Origin of the sequence: Photobacterium japonica, assembly GCF_050337005.1 — a bacterium.
GTDB lineage: Bacteria > Pseudomonadota > Gammaproteobacteria > Enterobacterales > Vibrionaceae > Photobacterium > Photobacterium japonica.
On the sequence record NZ_JAKJSN010000021.1, the window covers coordinates 1 to 13,545 of the forward strand.

Annotated in this window: 9 protein-coding genes, 6 tRNA genes, 1 rRNA gene and 1 pseudogene; 11 read left to right on the forward strand and 6 right to left on the reverse strand. The window is 50.2% G+C overall.

Going from position 1 to position 13,545, the window contains the following annotated elements; all coding sequences use genetic code 11:
• The 4 genes and pseudogenes from rrf to tnpC all read left to right on the forward strand — a co-directional run.
• Positions 1-101 (forward strand): 5S ribosomal RNA (gene rrf / locus L4C36_RS09325); the annotation flags it as partial.
• Positions 102-166: 65 nt separating this feature from the next.
• Positions 167-243: transfer RNA gene (locus L4C36_RS09330), tRNA-Asp, on the forward strand.
• A 221-nt stretch (positions 244-464) separates the two neighbouring features.
• Positions 465-701, forward strand: a pseudogene (tnpA, locus tag L4C36_RS09335) (IS66 family insertion sequence element accessory protein TnpA); the annotation flags it as partial.
• On the forward strand, positions 698-1,462 hold the full coding sequence (gene tnpC / locus L4C36_RS09340; protein ID WP_428477535.1) for an IS66 family transposase: 765 nt from the start codon (positions 698-700) through the stop codon (positions 1,460-1,462). The pseudogene tnpA and the gene tnpC, both read left to right, overlap by 4 nt.
• A 223-nt stretch (positions 1,463-1,685) precedes the next feature.
• On the opposite strand, the gene ilvY is transcribed toward tnpC, so the two are convergent.
• Positions 1,686-2,570: an HTH-type transcriptional activator IlvY gene (gene ilvY / locus L4C36_RS09345; protein WP_428477536.1), complete on the reverse strand. Its 885-nt coding sequence runs from the start codon at positions 2,568-2,570 to the stop codon at positions 1,686-1,688.
• 137 nt (positions 2,571-2,707) lie between these two features.
• Between ilvY and ilvC the strand changes: the two genes are divergently transcribed.
• Positions 2,708-4,192, forward strand: coding sequence for a ketol-acid reductoisomerase (gene ilvC, locus L4C36_RS09350; protein WP_428477537.1), 1,485 nt, complete (start codon positions 2,708-2,710; stop codon positions 4,190-4,192).
• A 96-nt stretch (positions 4,193-4,288) separates the two neighbouring features.
• On the opposite strand, the gene ubiK is transcribed toward ilvC, so the two are convergent.
• The 4 genes from ubiK to L4C36_RS09370 form a co-directional block, all read right to left on the reverse strand.
• The gene (ubiK, locus tag L4C36_RS09355) at positions 4,289-4,558 is read right to left on the reverse strand and encodes a ubiquinone biosynthesis accessory factor UbiK (protein ID WP_428477538.1); all 270 of its coding nucleotides are present in this window, start codon (positions 4,556-4,558) and stop codon (positions 4,289-4,291) included.
• A 130-nt stretch (positions 4,559-4,688) separates the two neighbouring features.
• Entirely contained in the window at positions 4,689-7,808 is a 3,120-nt protein-coding gene (locus L4C36_RS09360) for a multidrug efflux RND transporter permease subunit (RefSeq protein ID WP_428477539.1), read from the reverse strand.
• 12 nt (positions 7,809-7,820) lie between these two features.
• A complete protein-coding gene (locus L4C36_RS09365; RefSeq protein WP_428477540.1) occupies positions 7,821-8,927 on the reverse strand; it encodes an efflux RND transporter periplasmic adaptor subunit in 1,107 nt (368 codons plus the stop codon).
• A 25-nt stretch (positions 8,928-8,952) separates the two neighbouring features.
• Positions 8,953-9,519, reverse strand: coding sequence for a TetR/AcrR family transcriptional regulator (locus L4C36_RS09370; protein ID WP_428477541.1), 567 nt, complete (start codon positions 9,517-9,519; stop codon positions 8,953-8,955).
• A 181-nt stretch (positions 9,520-9,700) separates the two neighbouring features.
• Here L4C36_RS09370 and rep point away from each other — a divergent pair, with 181 nt between their 5' ends.
• A complete protein-coding gene (gene rep, locus L4C36_RS09375; protein ID WP_428477542.1) occupies positions 9,701-11,716 on the forward strand; it encodes a DNA helicase Rep in 2,016 nt (671 codons plus the stop codon).
• Between the two features lie 115 nt (positions 11,717-11,831).
• Here the strand turns inward: rep and L4C36_RS09380 are convergent, their stop codons facing one another.
• Positions 11,832-12,242 (reverse strand): c-type cytochrome, encoded by a 411-nt coding sequence (locus tag L4C36_RS09380; RefSeq protein ID WP_428477543.1) that lies wholly within the window; start codon positions 12,240-12,242, stop codon positions 11,832-11,834.
• Positions 12,243-12,531: 289 nt separating this feature from the next.
• On the opposite strand from L4C36_RS09380, the gene L4C36_RS09385 reads away from it, so the two are divergent.
• The 5 genes from L4C36_RS09385 to L4C36_RS09405 all read left to right on the forward strand — a co-directional run bounded on the left by L4C36_RS09385 (position 12,532) and on the right by L4C36_RS09405 (position 13,059).
• Positions 12,532-12,608 (forward strand) — tRNA-Arg (locus tag L4C36_RS09385).
• A gap of 40 nt (positions 12,609-12,648) precedes the next feature.
• Positions 12,649-12,724: transfer RNA gene (locus tag L4C36_RS09390), tRNA-His, on the forward strand.
• 62 nt (positions 12,725-12,786) lie between these two features.
• A tRNA-Pro gene (locus L4C36_RS09395) sits at positions 12,787-12,863 on the forward strand.
• An 11-nt stretch (positions 12,864-12,874) separates the two neighbouring features.
• Positions 12,875-12,950 (forward strand) — tRNA-His (locus tag L4C36_RS09400).
• A 32-nt stretch (positions 12,951-12,982) separates the two neighbouring features.
• A tRNA-Pro gene (locus L4C36_RS09405) sits at positions 12,983-13,059 on the forward strand.
• Positions 13,060-13,545 lie beyond the last annotated feature (486 nt).

Consider the following 13,545-nt stretch of genomic DNA (forward strand, 5'->3'; position numbering starts at 1 on the left):
GTTATGGACCCACCTGATCCCATGCCGAACTCAGTAGTGAAACGTAACAGCGCCGATGGTAGTGTGGGGTCTCCCCATGTGAGAGTAGGACATCGCCAGGCTTCAAATTTAAGATACTTGTTCTGAACGACAGGTGTCGGATAAAGAGAAATCTTTATCTCCGTGTGGAGCGGTAGTTCAGTTGGTTAGAATACCGGCCTGTCACGCCGGGGGTCGCGGGTTCGAGTCCCGTCCGCTCCGCCACTTATACTAAGCCCGAGTCGAAAGATTCGGGCTTTTTTACGTCTGTTGCTTGTTAAAAATGGGCTCTGTTCAGTGTTTAAGTGGTAAGCGCCTAATTAACCCCACATTCTGTTATCCATGAATACTTGGTATTGATATAGCTCCCTCATTAACGGAGCTACATCATGACTCGTGAAGAAAAAAATGCCCTCTGGAATGAGCGCTGACAAAACCACAAGGAAAGCAGTTTGACCATTGCTACCAGGAGTGAGCAGAACCAAATCGCCCAGTCGCAGTTTTATTATTGGCAGAAAAAACTCACGTCTTCTGTGCATGAGCCTGACAGTGTCGTGGTACCCCTTTCGATGCCGTCATCTTTGACTGCTTTGGTGATTGAAACGCCCAATGGTTACCGGCTCTCAATCAATGATGCATCGGCAATCACACTGTTGCCGCAACTCATCAAGTGCTTATCATGATCACTGCACCGATTTACCAAGCCATGCGCAGGGCGTTGCTCAACGAATCGGTTATCCATGGTGATGAAACCACACTTCAAGTATTGAAAGAACCTGACAAGAAAGCCCAAAGTAAATCATATCTCTGGGCTTACTCCAGCCCCGAACATAGCCTTACACCGGTAGTGCTGTTCGAATACCAGCCGGGCCGGGTACATACTTACCCCAAGGTTTTCCTTGATGGTTACGCAGGTACTATCATGACTGATGGCTATTCAGCTTGGCGGATGCTAGACAATATGACCCATCTTGGTTGTTGGGCTCATGCCCGACGTAAGTTCAAGGATGCACTCGACTTAAGCCCGAAAAAATCGGGCCAAGCCAAGCAGGCACTGAGTTATATCCAAAAGTTGTATGCTATCGAAAAGAAAGCCCTGTCCTTGTCGGCAGCCGAAAGGCACGCCATGAGGCAAAAAGAAAGTATTCCTATACTTGGAGCCTTCCACGACTGGCTGAATAAGGCAGCAGCCAAACTACTTCCCCAGAGTCCAATGGGAAAGGCGGTGAGTTACGCGCTCAAACAATGGGTCTACCTTGAAAAATACGTTGATGATGGCGAATACCCGATAGACAACAACCGAGTCGAGCGTGATATCCGTCCGGTCGCCACCGGCGTGGAGCCTTATGCATATCGGCGTCATGTCCTGACAGAGCTCCCACAGAGAGAAGCAGGGTGTGATGCCAGTGATCTCTTGCCTTATAGCAATACGCCTGTCCAATAACTAGGTGGGTGGGAACACCCGCTTACGTCAAAAATGCTTATAGCCACGTTGGCCATTTTGAAATTAGCCCACTAGTTCCAGCAATAGCCGCCTTGCTATGCGCATTTTTCCCTGCGCAATATCTTCATTACTATAGTTAGTTGAGTCGAAGTGGTAGTTCTGTTGGTTAGCCTCTATAGCTGATAGTGCAGCCTTATCCTTGTACCACGTAGGCTATGACGTTCTATACCCATACCCCTTCGGCGACTTCCCAAAGTGCTTTAACTAACGGATTATCGAGTTGGTGGCGTAGACAGCATAAACCCAATTCAAAAGGCTTAACCGGCGCGACTTTTAGGCGTTCAATTTTTTCCCTTACTGGACTGTTGTTGATAACGACATCGGGGGCGATGCCCACGCCACACCCTAATGCCACCATGCTGACAATCGCTTCATGCCCGGACACCTGTGCGTAGATAGTGGGTTTGATTTTCATCTTCTTGAACCAGGTATTGGTGCGCTCTCTGGCGGTGCCGGCGGCTGGGACAATAAAAGGGATGGATGCCCAATTGGGTGTGCTGCTATGCAACTCTTCAGTAAAAAGACAAGGGCTGGTCGGGGCGATGACAGACAGGGGAATATCACTGATCGGCTCAAACGCCACTTTGGCGGGCAGATGTTCCGGCAGGGCGGATATTGCGATGTCGGCATCGTTGGATACCACTGTGTTGATGGCTTGTGCGGGATCGCCCGTTGATACTTTTAGTTCTATCAATGGATGGCGGAGGCGAAATTCAGACAAGAGATCGGGCAGGTGGCTATAACTGGCCGTGACGGAACAAAACAAACGCAGCTCGCCACTGAGCTCATTGCTTTTTTCGTTGAATAAATTTTGGTACTGCTGCCATTCTGACAAAATATTCAGAGCGATAGGCAGCAGTGTTCTGCCGGCAGGGGTGAGTTCCACGCTTCGATTATCGCGCAGTAACAGTTTTTGTCCCGCTTCCTGCTCTAATTTTTGGATCTGCCGACTGAGCGCGGAGGGACTGATGTGCATCGCCGATGCGGTTTTGGCAAAACTCTTACTGTCACATAGGTGGATGAATAGCTGCAAATATTTTGTGTTCACGGTAGTACGTCCATGTTGCAAAAAACGCAATTTCTTGTTGTGAATATATCACTTTGCGCAACAAGGTGGGTGAATTACTATCAGTTTATTCGACAAGTCATGTCGTTCAAGGAACAGAATTCACGGAGTTTGTTGTTATGGCTAATTATTTCAATACCCTTAATCTTCGCCAGCAGCTTGACCAATTGGGTCGCTGTCGTTTTATGGATCGCGCTGAGTTTGCGACAGAAGCGGATTACCTCAAAGGCAAGAAGGTTGTCATTGTTGGTTGTGGGGCGCAGGGTCTAAACCAAGGCCTGAATATGCGTGACTCTGGCTTGGATGTGGCGTACGCACTACGTCAGGCTGCGATTGATGAGCAGCGCCAGTCGTACAAGAACGCGAAAGAAAATGGGTTTGAAGTGGGCAGCTATGAAGCACTGATCCCGCACGCGGATTTGGTGGTAAACCTGACTCCCGATAAGCAGCACACCAATGTCGTACAGACCGTGATGCCATTGATGAAACAAGGCGCAGCACTGGGCTACTCACACGGCTTCAACATTGTTGAAGAAGGCATGCAAGTACGTCCTGATTTGACGGTTGTGATGGTTGCACCGAAGTGTCCGGGTACCGAAGTCCGTGAAGAGTATAAGCGTGGCTTTGGTGTCCCAACATTGATCGCTGTTCACCCAGAAAATGACCCACAAGGCGATGGCCTTGAGATCGCGAAAGCGTGGGCCGCCGCGACCGGTGGTCACCGTGCGGGTGTACTCGAGTCTTCGTTTGTGGCGGAAGTGAAGTCGGATCTCATGGGTGAGCAAACGATCCTGTGTGGCATGCTACAAGCCGGTTCCATCGTGTGTTACGAGAAGATGATTGCCGATGGCATTGAGCCTGCTTACGCCGGTAAACTGCTGCAGTTTGGTTGGGAAACCATCACCGAAGCATTGAAGTTTGGTGGGGTCACACACATGATGGATCGTCTGTCTAACCCAGCGAAAATCCAAGCGTTTGACTTGTCTGAAGAGCTAAAAGATCTGATGCGTCCGCTGTACAACAAGCACATGGACGACATCATTCAAGGTGAGTTCTCACGTACAATGATGGCCGATTGGGCAAACGACGATGTGAACCTATTGGGTTGGCGTGGTGAAACGGCGGAAACGGCGTTTGAGAACTACCCAGACAACGATATTCAGATTTCAGAGCAAGAATACTTTGATAACGGTATCTTGATGGTTGCGATGGTGCGTGCTGGTGTTGAATTGGCATTTGAAGCCATGACGGCATCTGGCATTGTTGAAGAGTCGGCGTATTACGAGTCACTGCATGAATTGCCATTGATTGCCAATACGGTTGCTCGTAAGCGTTTGTATGAAATGAACGTGGTGATTTCAGATACGGCAGAATACGGTAACTACCTGTTTGCTAACGTGGCGACCCCTATGCTTCGTGAGCAGTTTATGCCGAAAGTCGGTACCGATGTGATCGGTAAAGGGCTGAGTGATGCCACAAACTTTGCAGATAACCAGAAGCTGATTGAAGTGAATGAAGCGATCCGTAACCATCCGGTTGAGTGGATCGGTCAAGAGCTACGTGGTTACATGACAGACATGCAACGCATCGCCGTTGGTGGCTAATGCCTTGGATACTGACGTTATCAGTATGAAAATCGAATGAAAAAAAGCCCAGCATATCGCTGGGCTTTTTTGTATGTCTTGCAGTGTGTTGAGCGATCAGTCTTGCTTGTCAGATGCATCTGCATTCAAACGGCTTTCTAGCGCATCCATTTTCTGCTCAAGGGCCGTCAGCTTCTGGCGCGTGCGCAATAGCACTTGCGTTTGCACGTCAAACTCTTCGCGGTTCACCACATCCATTTTACCCAATTGGGCTTGGATCACTTGGCGCACTTTTTGTTCGACATCATTGCCGAGCTCTTTCACGGGTTGCGGCATCGCGTCGTGGATTTGCTTGGCAACCTGCTCTAGTTTTTTTGGATCAAACATGGTTTTGTAAACTCCGTAGCGGCATCTTATTGTTGCCGTTATTTTATTCAAAGATATCCGTATTGTCGTTGAAGATTATACCAAAAAAAGAGGCCGCACAGGGCGGCCTCTTCAATCAGTCGTTGAACACTCAGTGCTCGCGGGCTCCTTTCAATGCATGGCGTGCTTCATCGGCACGCTTCAGCTTTTCCAGGTCTTTATCTTCCACAAAAACCGGGAGCGGTTTATGGATGCTGGCCAGATAGGTGTAAATCACTGGCAGCACGAACAAGGTAAAGAGGGTACCGATCGCCAGACCGGCCACGATAACAATACCGATACTGAAACGCTGCGCGGCACCGGCACCGGTGGCGTAAAGCAGCGGGATCAGGCCGGCAATCATCGCGGCGGTCGTCATCAGGATAGGACGTAGACGGATCTTCGCCGCTTCCATCACGGCCGCCATGCGATCTTTCTTGTGCAGCAACTGCTCTTCCTTGGCCACTTCACAAATCAAGATACCGTGCTTGGTGATCAAACCAATCAGCGTGATCAAGCCGACCTGTGAATAGATGTTCATGGTCGCGGCACCCCATGCCAGCGCAATCAATGCACCACAGATGGCCAGTGGTACCGATACCAAGATCACCAATGGGTCACGCAGTGATTCAAACTGAATCGCCAGCACCAAGAAGATGATCGCCAATGCCAAAGCAAAGGTGGTGTACAGCGCATTACCTTCGGTCACGAACTGACGCGAGGCGCCCATGAAGTCGTACTGATAACCCGATGGCAGCATACTCACTGCGTCACTTTGGAACCAATTGATCGCATCACCCATTGCGACACCCGGCGCTGGAACTGCCCCCACGGTGGCAGAGTTAAGCTGGTTGAAGTGCGGCAGAGAACGAGGTTCAGATACCACATCAATAGTCACTAGGCTGCCCAGCGGAATCGCATTGCCATCCGCGGCACGCACATAGTAGCCTTTCAGTGATTCAGGGTTCAGGCGGTACTTACGCTCGACTTGTGGGATTACCTCGTAAGAGCGGCCATTGAGATCGATACGGTTGACATAACCGTCCGCCATCATGGTACTCAAGGTAATACCGATGTCTTGCATGGTCACGCCATAAGCCCCAGCCTTGTCCTTGTCGATCTTGATTTTCATCGTGGCCGAATCATAGTTAAGATCGAGATCTGAGTAGACGAACATGGCGTTGTTTTTCACCTTGGCCAAAATATCGCTACTGATCTGGAACAAGCTTTCAAAGCTGTTTGGTGTGGTGATGACGAACTGGATTGGCAGGCCTGAACCCGCACCCGGCAGTTCTGGCATTTGGAAGGCCGTTACAGCCATTTCTGGCACGTCCTTGACCAACTCCGTTACACGCTTCACGACATCAGCCTGACTGGCTTCACGCTCACTCCACGGCACCATCGACGCGATACCAAAGGCTTGGTTCGAGCTAGGCACACCAGAGAAGACCTGTGCAAACGCCACTTCAGGTTGATCGGCCAACATGCCATTCACCTTGTCCATGGTGTTCTCGATGTAATCGAGGTTCGCATTGGACGGTGCGGTACCCATCAGTACCAACACGCCTTTATCTTCCGAGGGCGCCAGTTCACTTGGGATGAACTTGAACAGCAATGGCAAGGTACCGAAGACGATGATGGCAAACACAATCACCACCGGGCGCATCTTCATGACGCCACCCAGCATCTTTTCATAACGGTTAGTCATGCGATCCAAGAAGCTGTGTACCGTAGTTTCAAATTTGCTTGGCTTTTCGTTCGCCTTCAGCATTTTTGAACACATCATTGGAGACAGCGTCAGGGCGATGATCCCCGATACAAACACGGCACCTGCCAGCGTCAGCGCAAATTCCTTGAACAAGGAGCCGGTGATCCCACCCATCATTGCGATAGGGGCGTATACCGCACCCAGCGTTAGGGTCATGGCAATAACCGGAACGGCAATTTCACGGGTACCAATAATGGCCGCACGGAATGGGGACTCGCCTTCTTTGAGGTGGCGATCCACGTTTTCCAAGACCACGATGGCATCATCGACTACCAAGCCGATGGCCAATACCATCGCCAGCAAGGTCATCAGGTTCCAAGAGAAACCAAACACCTGCATGACCATTGCCACCCCGATCAGTGACAAAGGAATGGTCACAATTGGAATGATAACGGCGCGGAACGAGCCCAAGAACAGCGTGATCACCACCAATACGATGATGGCGGCTTCAGCGATGGTCTTGATCACTTCATGGATGGACTCGTTGATCGCAATCGTGGAGTCATACATGATGTTCATTTTGATGTTACTTGGCAGGTTGCGTTCCAGTTCTGGCAACAGCGTGTAGACATCGGCCGCGATGTTGATGGGGTTCGCACTTGGCGCGGCGTTGATGGCAGCAACGACCGCCTCTTCACCATTGGCCGAAGCACGGTACACATCGTGGCTCTTTTCTAGTGTCACTTTGGCAATGTCGCCAAGGCGGATCACCTGACCGTTTTGGGTCGACACCACCAAGCGTTCTAGCTCATCGGTATTGGTGACCTGTGTGTCTGCCGTGCCGTTATACACCACGAACTCGCCTGTCGCCTGACCGGTGGCTGACTGGTAGTTATTGACGTTCAACACGTTCATAACGTCCATGGCCATGAGGTTATACGCCGCCATTTTGGCCGGATCTAACCACACGCGCAGGGCGTACTTCATGCCGCCATACAGATCGACTTTGGATACCCCGTTTACCGTGAACAGCTGTGGGTTAATCACACGTTCTAGGTAATCCGTGATCTGGCTTGACGCCAATTCATCACTGGTAAAGCCGATGTACATGACCGCCGTGGTGGAGCCGGTCGACATGGTAACCGTCGGATCTTCGGCTTCTTTTGGCAGCTGAGAACGTACAGAGTTGGTTTTGGCCAGAATATCGGCCAAGGCCGCATTCGGATCGGTATTGAGCTTCATCGTCACAGTGATGGTGGATGAACCCAAAACCGACGACGACGTCATAAAGTCAATATTGTCGGCCTGCGCGATGGCTTGTTCTAGCGGCTGCGTAATGAAGCCCTGGATCAGATCGGCACTGGCACCGTAGTAGCTGGTTGTCACCGTCACAACGGTGTTGGTCATGTCTGGATATTCTCGCACCTGCATTTTAAAAATGGCTTGCAGGCCGAGGAGCGCGATCAAAAAGCTGATCGATATCGCTAAGACAGGACGTTTGATGAAAACATCAGTAAAGCGCATCTCTCCTCCGAATTACAGCATTGGGGTTTGTGCTGGGGCATTGAGCGTATCGCTTTCAACAACCTTCACTTTGGCATGGTTGCTCAGACGTACTTGCCCTGAGGTCACCACCGTATCACCCGCTTGTACACCGCTGAGGATGTGTGCATCACTGCCTTTACGTTCACCGACGTTGACCACCGACTGTTTCACGCGTAGGTGACCGTCTTCATCTTGGTAAGTGACGTAAACATTGTCGCCGTACAAGGTGTAGGTGATGGCGGTTTGTGGCAGGATGATTTGATCGTCAAGGGTCGGCAGAATGATGTGCGCACGGGCAAACATCCCGCTACGTAGCTGACCATCGTTGTTCGGAATATCCGCTTGTACCTGCACCAAGCCACTCTGGTAGCTCACGGCCGGTTCAATCGCGCTGATCTTGCCGCTGAACGGCGTTTCAGGGTAAGCATCGACAAAGATTTCCACGTCTTGGCCTAAACGAATATCCGTGATATCGGTTTGTGGCACGGTAAAGCGCAGCTTCATCAAGGTAGTATCTTCCAAACGCACCACATCGGTACCCGGCTGGATGTACTGACCCAAGAACACGTTACGCAGACCCACCACACCATTGAACGGTGCTTGGATAGTACGGCGTTCAATGGTCGCTTTTAAGCTCTCAAGATCGGCAGACAGAGAGAAGTAAGAGGCTTCAGCATCATCGTAGGCTTCTTTCGAGATAGAGCCTTTCTTGTACAGACCACGGTAACGCTCATATTTGGCTTTGGCGGCCGGTAAGCGTGCCTGTGCACTGCGTAAGTTGGCCTGTTCTACGTCAGAGTCGAGTGACAAGAGCTCTTGGCCGGCTTTCACCGTGGTACCCGAATCAAAGTCGATCGTTTTTATCACGCCCGAGACTTCGGTGGTGATCGTTACGCCTTGGTTTGGTTCAATGAAGCCGATCGCTTCAATGGCTGGGATCCAGTCGTTGGCTTGCGCTTTAATGACCGTCACTGGATATTCAGGTTCCGGCATGTTCGCCATGTATTCGGCGATTTTTTGCTGTTTGAAGAGATTGAAACCGACCACACTACCAAATAGCAGTAGCGCGATGAGTAGCATCACAATCCATTTTTTCATCGATGGGTATGCTCCGTTTTAAAAATTAATGCTTAAGAATGGCGTCCCAACAGGCATCAATGGCCGCCTCAAGGGCGTCATCTGTGACTGTGTAAATGCCGTTAACATGCTTTCGAGCCAAGCAGGCACTGGGCTCTAGGCTTAATGCACTCAAGATGTCGTTATCTAAGGGTTTGAACAGGCCCAAGGCCTTGCCCTCATCAAAGACACGATCAACTTTGGCGAAAAGGTGCTTTTCTTGTTGTCGTTGTTCTGGACTATCGCCACGAGGAAGGCTCTCAAACTGCCCACGTGTGAGCAGAGGGGCACCTTCCTGCGTGGCCATGTCCCAGAGGTTGCGCCACATCGTGCGAAATCGACATTTCAGCGGCATGTCATCGGAGACGTTTTGACTGATTTTATTCGCGACGTACGACAAAATGTGATGATGCAACTGATACATCAAATCATCTTTGTCATCGAAATAGCGATAAATCGTGCCCGCCGCCACGCCGGCCTCTTTTGCTACCATTTGCATGGAAATACCATGAAATCCGTATCTTGCGAGTAGTTTTTCTGTTGCACTTAAAATCAGTGTCTTTTTGTCACTCATAAGAGTTTCTGTCATAAAAGGTGTGAATGAACGTTCATTCATTATTCTAAGGCGTCATGATATGAGTGCAAGACTTTTTATTCCTCAAAGGCTTACCCGCGCGTGAGTGTGCTGCATAGACAACGCGGAATAACCCGCTACAATGCGCCTGAAGGCCCCCAGAACAACACAGGATACACGCATGAAACTGAACCCAAGGCAAAACGAAGCGGTAAAATATATCGCAGGTCCTTGTCTCGTCCTCGCGGGCGCAGGCTCGGGGAAGACCCGAGTCATCACCAATAAAATCGCTTACTTGGTTCAGCGTTGTGACTATAAGGCGCGCAATATTGCGGCGTTGACCTTTACCAACAAGGCCGCGCGCGAGATGAAAGAGCGTGTCGGACAAACCTTGGGTAAGCAAGAAGCCAAAGGGCTGATGGTCTCGACCTTCCACACCTTGGGGCTGAATATCATTCGACGGGAATATAAGCATCTGGGGTTGAAAGCCAGTTTTTCACTGTTTGACGACCAAGATCAGATGGCGCTGCTTAAAGAGCTGACCGAAGAAGAATTGGACGGCGATAAAGATCTGCTCAAAATGTTGATGTCGAGTATTTCCAATTGGAAGAACGACATGGTGGGGCCAGCAGATGCCGCGGCCCAAGCGAGCAGTGAACGCGATGCGTTGTTTGCCCATTGCTATGAGATGTACCAGCGTCAGATGAAGGCGTATAACGCCCTGGATTTTGATGACTTGATCCTGATGCCGGTATTGCTGCTGCGTGATAACCAAGAAGTACGCGATCGCTGGCAAAACAAAATCCGCTACTTGTTGGTGGATGAATATCAAGATACCAATACCAGCCAATATCTGTTTGTGAAACTGCTGGTGGGTGAGCGTTCACGCTTTACCGTGGTAGGGGATGATGACCAGTCTATTTACTCTTGGCGTGGGGCGCAGCCAGAGAATTTGGCCTTGTTGAACAAAGACTTCCCCAATCTACGCGTGATCAAGCTGGAGCAGAACTACCGTTCGACCAGCCGTATTTTGCGCACCGCGAATATCTTGATTGCCAACAACCCCCACCTGTTTGAAAAAGCGCTGTTTTCGGAGATCCCTGACGGTGAAATGCTGAAAGTGATCACGGCGAAAAATGAAGAACATGAGGCGGAGAAAGTGGTCGGTGAACTGATCGCCCATCGCTTCATGAATAATACTCAATACAAAGATTATGCGATCTTGTATCGTGGTAATCACCAGTCGCGTTTGTTTGAAAAAGCCCTGTTGCAAAACCGGATCCCGTACAAGATTTCCGGTGGCACGTCGTTTTTCTCTCGGGTCGAAATCAAAGACATGATGGCGTACTTGCGCCTGCTGACTAACCAAGATGACGATAACGCCTTCTTGCGCATTGTGAACACGCCACGCCGTGAGATTGGCCCGGTGACACTGGAGAAGCTGGGTACCTATGCCAATATGCGCGGAAAAAGTTTGTTTGCTGCCAGTTTTGAGCTGGGGTTAGAGCAACATTTGTCAGGGCGTGGATTGGAGTCGCTGCAACGCTTTACCCGTTGGGTGGTTGAGTTGGCGGACAATGCCGAGCGTGGCGATACCGTGGAAGCCGTGCGCCAGTTGGTGCGTGATGTTCATTACGAAGATTGGTTGTACGAAACCTCTGCCAGCCCGAAAGCGGCAGAAATGCGAATGAAGAACGTGTCCGATCTGTATAGTTGGATCACCGCCGACCTGGAAGGTGACAACTACGATCAGGAAGTAAAAACCCTGAAAGAAGTCGTTCAGCGTTTGACTCTGCGCGACATGATGGAGCGCGGCGAAGACGATGATGATGCGGATCAGGTGCAGTTGATGACCTTGCATGCCTCTAAGGGCTTGGAGTTCCCGTATGTCTACCTGATTGGCAGCGAGGAAGGGATCTTGCCGCACCAAACCAGCGTTGATGAAGACAATGTGGAGGAAGAGCGTCGCTTGATGTACGTGGGGATCACCCGTGCACAGAAAGAGCTGACCTTTACGCTGTGTAAAGAGCGTCGTCAGTACGGCGAGCTGCTCAAGCCAGAACCGAGCCGTTTCTTGTATGAGTTGCCTCAAGATGACTTAGAGTGGGAAGCCGACAAAAAGCCCGTGACGGCGCAAGAGCGCATGAACAAAGGGCAAGCACACATTGCCAATATTCGCGCGATGTTTAAGAAGTAGCGTGATTTTAGCCTGACGGGTTCACTGTGACGGGTTGGCAAAGAAAAGGGGGTGATCGATGATCACCCCCTTTTTTTGTGGGGTGTTGTTGGACTTTGTCGCCCACAGAGCGCGCTTATAGCCCTTCAATCATGTGGTCAATGGCGGCAATGATTTCGTCATCGCTACAGTCCATACAGGAGCCCTTGGCTGGCATCGCATTGAAACCGTTGATGGCATGCTCGGCGAGAACGGCATTGCCTTTGGTTAAACGGGTCGTCCAGTCAGTGGCATCGCCTTTTTTCGGTGCGCCCATCACACCCGTGCCATGGCAGGCAGCACAGAAGGTGCCATACACCTTGTCACCGCTGCGTGGTCCTGCGGCGACAATCGGCATAGCAGGGGCATCGCCTTCTAGGTACACCGAGCCCACCGGTTTGATACGGTCTGCGATAGCATCGTCTGACATATCGGCGGCCATGGCACTGCCCGCCAGCGTCAGGGTGGCGACAGCCGCTATCATGAGTTGTCGAAGAGATAATTCCATTGAGCTCACCTTACACTTCCAGATTGTTTTTGTGCGTTGTCACAGTCGTCTTGTCATGGGTTATGATGGAACTGTTGAAACAAGGCTGTGATTATTGGGATAATGTTTAAATTGTAAAATCTTCGTGATTATAACCGCAGTTGTCAGCTTGATAAACCGGGTGGCTGTGTTTGTATGATACGAATCAATAGTTATTTGCTTATATTTACAGCGAACGAAAAAAAAATCAAAAAAAACACTTTACGAAAGAGGGTCGGATCCGTAATATTCACCTCCGCCGATAGGGTATGCGCCCGTAGCTCAGCTGGATAGAGCGTTGGCCTCCGGAGCCAAAGGTCGAAGGTTCGAATCCTTTCGGGTGCACCATTCCGGAACAAATGGACATATTGGCAAGAAAGAAACATTGGTGGCTATAGCTCAGTTGGTAGAGTCCTGGATTGTGATTCCAGTTGTCGCGGGTTCGAATCCCGTTAGCCACCCCATATTGAAGAGTATTGATGTTATCATCAGTAGTCAGAGGTGAAAGACCTCAACAGAATTAAGTCGGTGAATAGCGCAGCTTGGTAGCGCATCTGGTTTGGGACCAGAGGGTCGGGGGTTCGAATCCCTCTTCACCGACCACTTATACAGTGGTGGCTATAGCTCAGTTGGTAGAGTCCTGGATTGTGATTCCAGTTGTCGCGGGTTCGAATCCCGTTAGCCACCCCATTATTAAAGTCTTCAGTACGCTGAAGCAACGTCGGTGAATAGCGCAGCTTGGTAGCGCATCTGGTTTGGGACCAGAGGGTCGGGGGTTCGAATCCCTCTTCACCGACCACTTTTAGAAGCCTCAGTCGAAAGACTGGGGCTTTTTTCATATCTGCGCCTCGACGACCGTCCGTGTCACTATGTCGGGGCTTTGTTGTCTCTGTCACTTAATAACGTGAATAGATCAGGGATGAAAGGTTGCCATGCGTCAACGTGACTTGCACGTCGAATCCTTTATGACTGACTTCTTTTTATCGAGCCCTTGTCGAAAGACGAGGGCTTTTTTTTATGTCTGCGGTGTCGTTATTTTTCTGAACGGCATTGGGGATATGCGGGAAGATGAGGAATGGAAAGCGGATGAGTGGCCTATCCGTGTTGCATCAGACTGTGCGTTCTCCTCCAAAACACCCCGTAGTTGTGGTTTTTTTACACAATTTGAAAGTGTGATCTTCCGCAAACTTTCAACATGGCAGTCTTAATGTTCGTGATTTATCACGCTCTCATCATATAAGCAGCATAAATACCAAAAAAGCAGTGCGTTGTTTTAAAGTTGTTA

Bases quoted from the DNA above. Each gene is read 5' to 3' on its own strand.
- tnpC (WP_428477535.1), top strand. From the start codon at position 698: ATGATCACTGCACCGATTTACCAAGCCATGCGCAGGGCGTTGCTCAAC.
- ilvC (WP_428477537.1), top strand. From the start codon at position 2,708: ATGGCTAATTATTTCAATACCCTTAATCTTCGCCAGCAGCTTGACCAA.
- ubiK (WP_428477538.1), bottom strand. From the start codon at position 4,558: ATGTTTGATCCAAAAAAACTAGAGCAGGTTGCCAAGCAAATCCACGAC.
- L4C36_RS09360 (WP_428477539.1), bottom strand. From the start codon at position 7,808: ATGCGCTTTACTGATGTTTTCATCAAACGTCCTGTCTTAGCGATATCG.
- L4C36_RS09365 (WP_428477540.1), bottom strand. From the start codon at position 8,927: ATGAAAAAATGGATTGTGATGCTACTCATCGCGCTACTGCTATTTGGT.
- L4C36_RS09370 (WP_428477541.1), bottom strand. From the start codon at position 9,519: ATGAGTGACAAAAAGACACTGATTTTAAGTGCAACAGAAAAACTACTC.
- rep (WP_428477542.1), top strand. From the start codon at position 9,701: ATGAAACTGAACCCAAGGCAAAACGAAGCGGTAAAATATATCGCAGGT.
- L4C36_RS09380 (WP_428477543.1), bottom strand. From the start codon at position 12,242: ATGGAATTATCTCTTCGACAACTCATGATAGCGGCTGTCGCCACCCTG.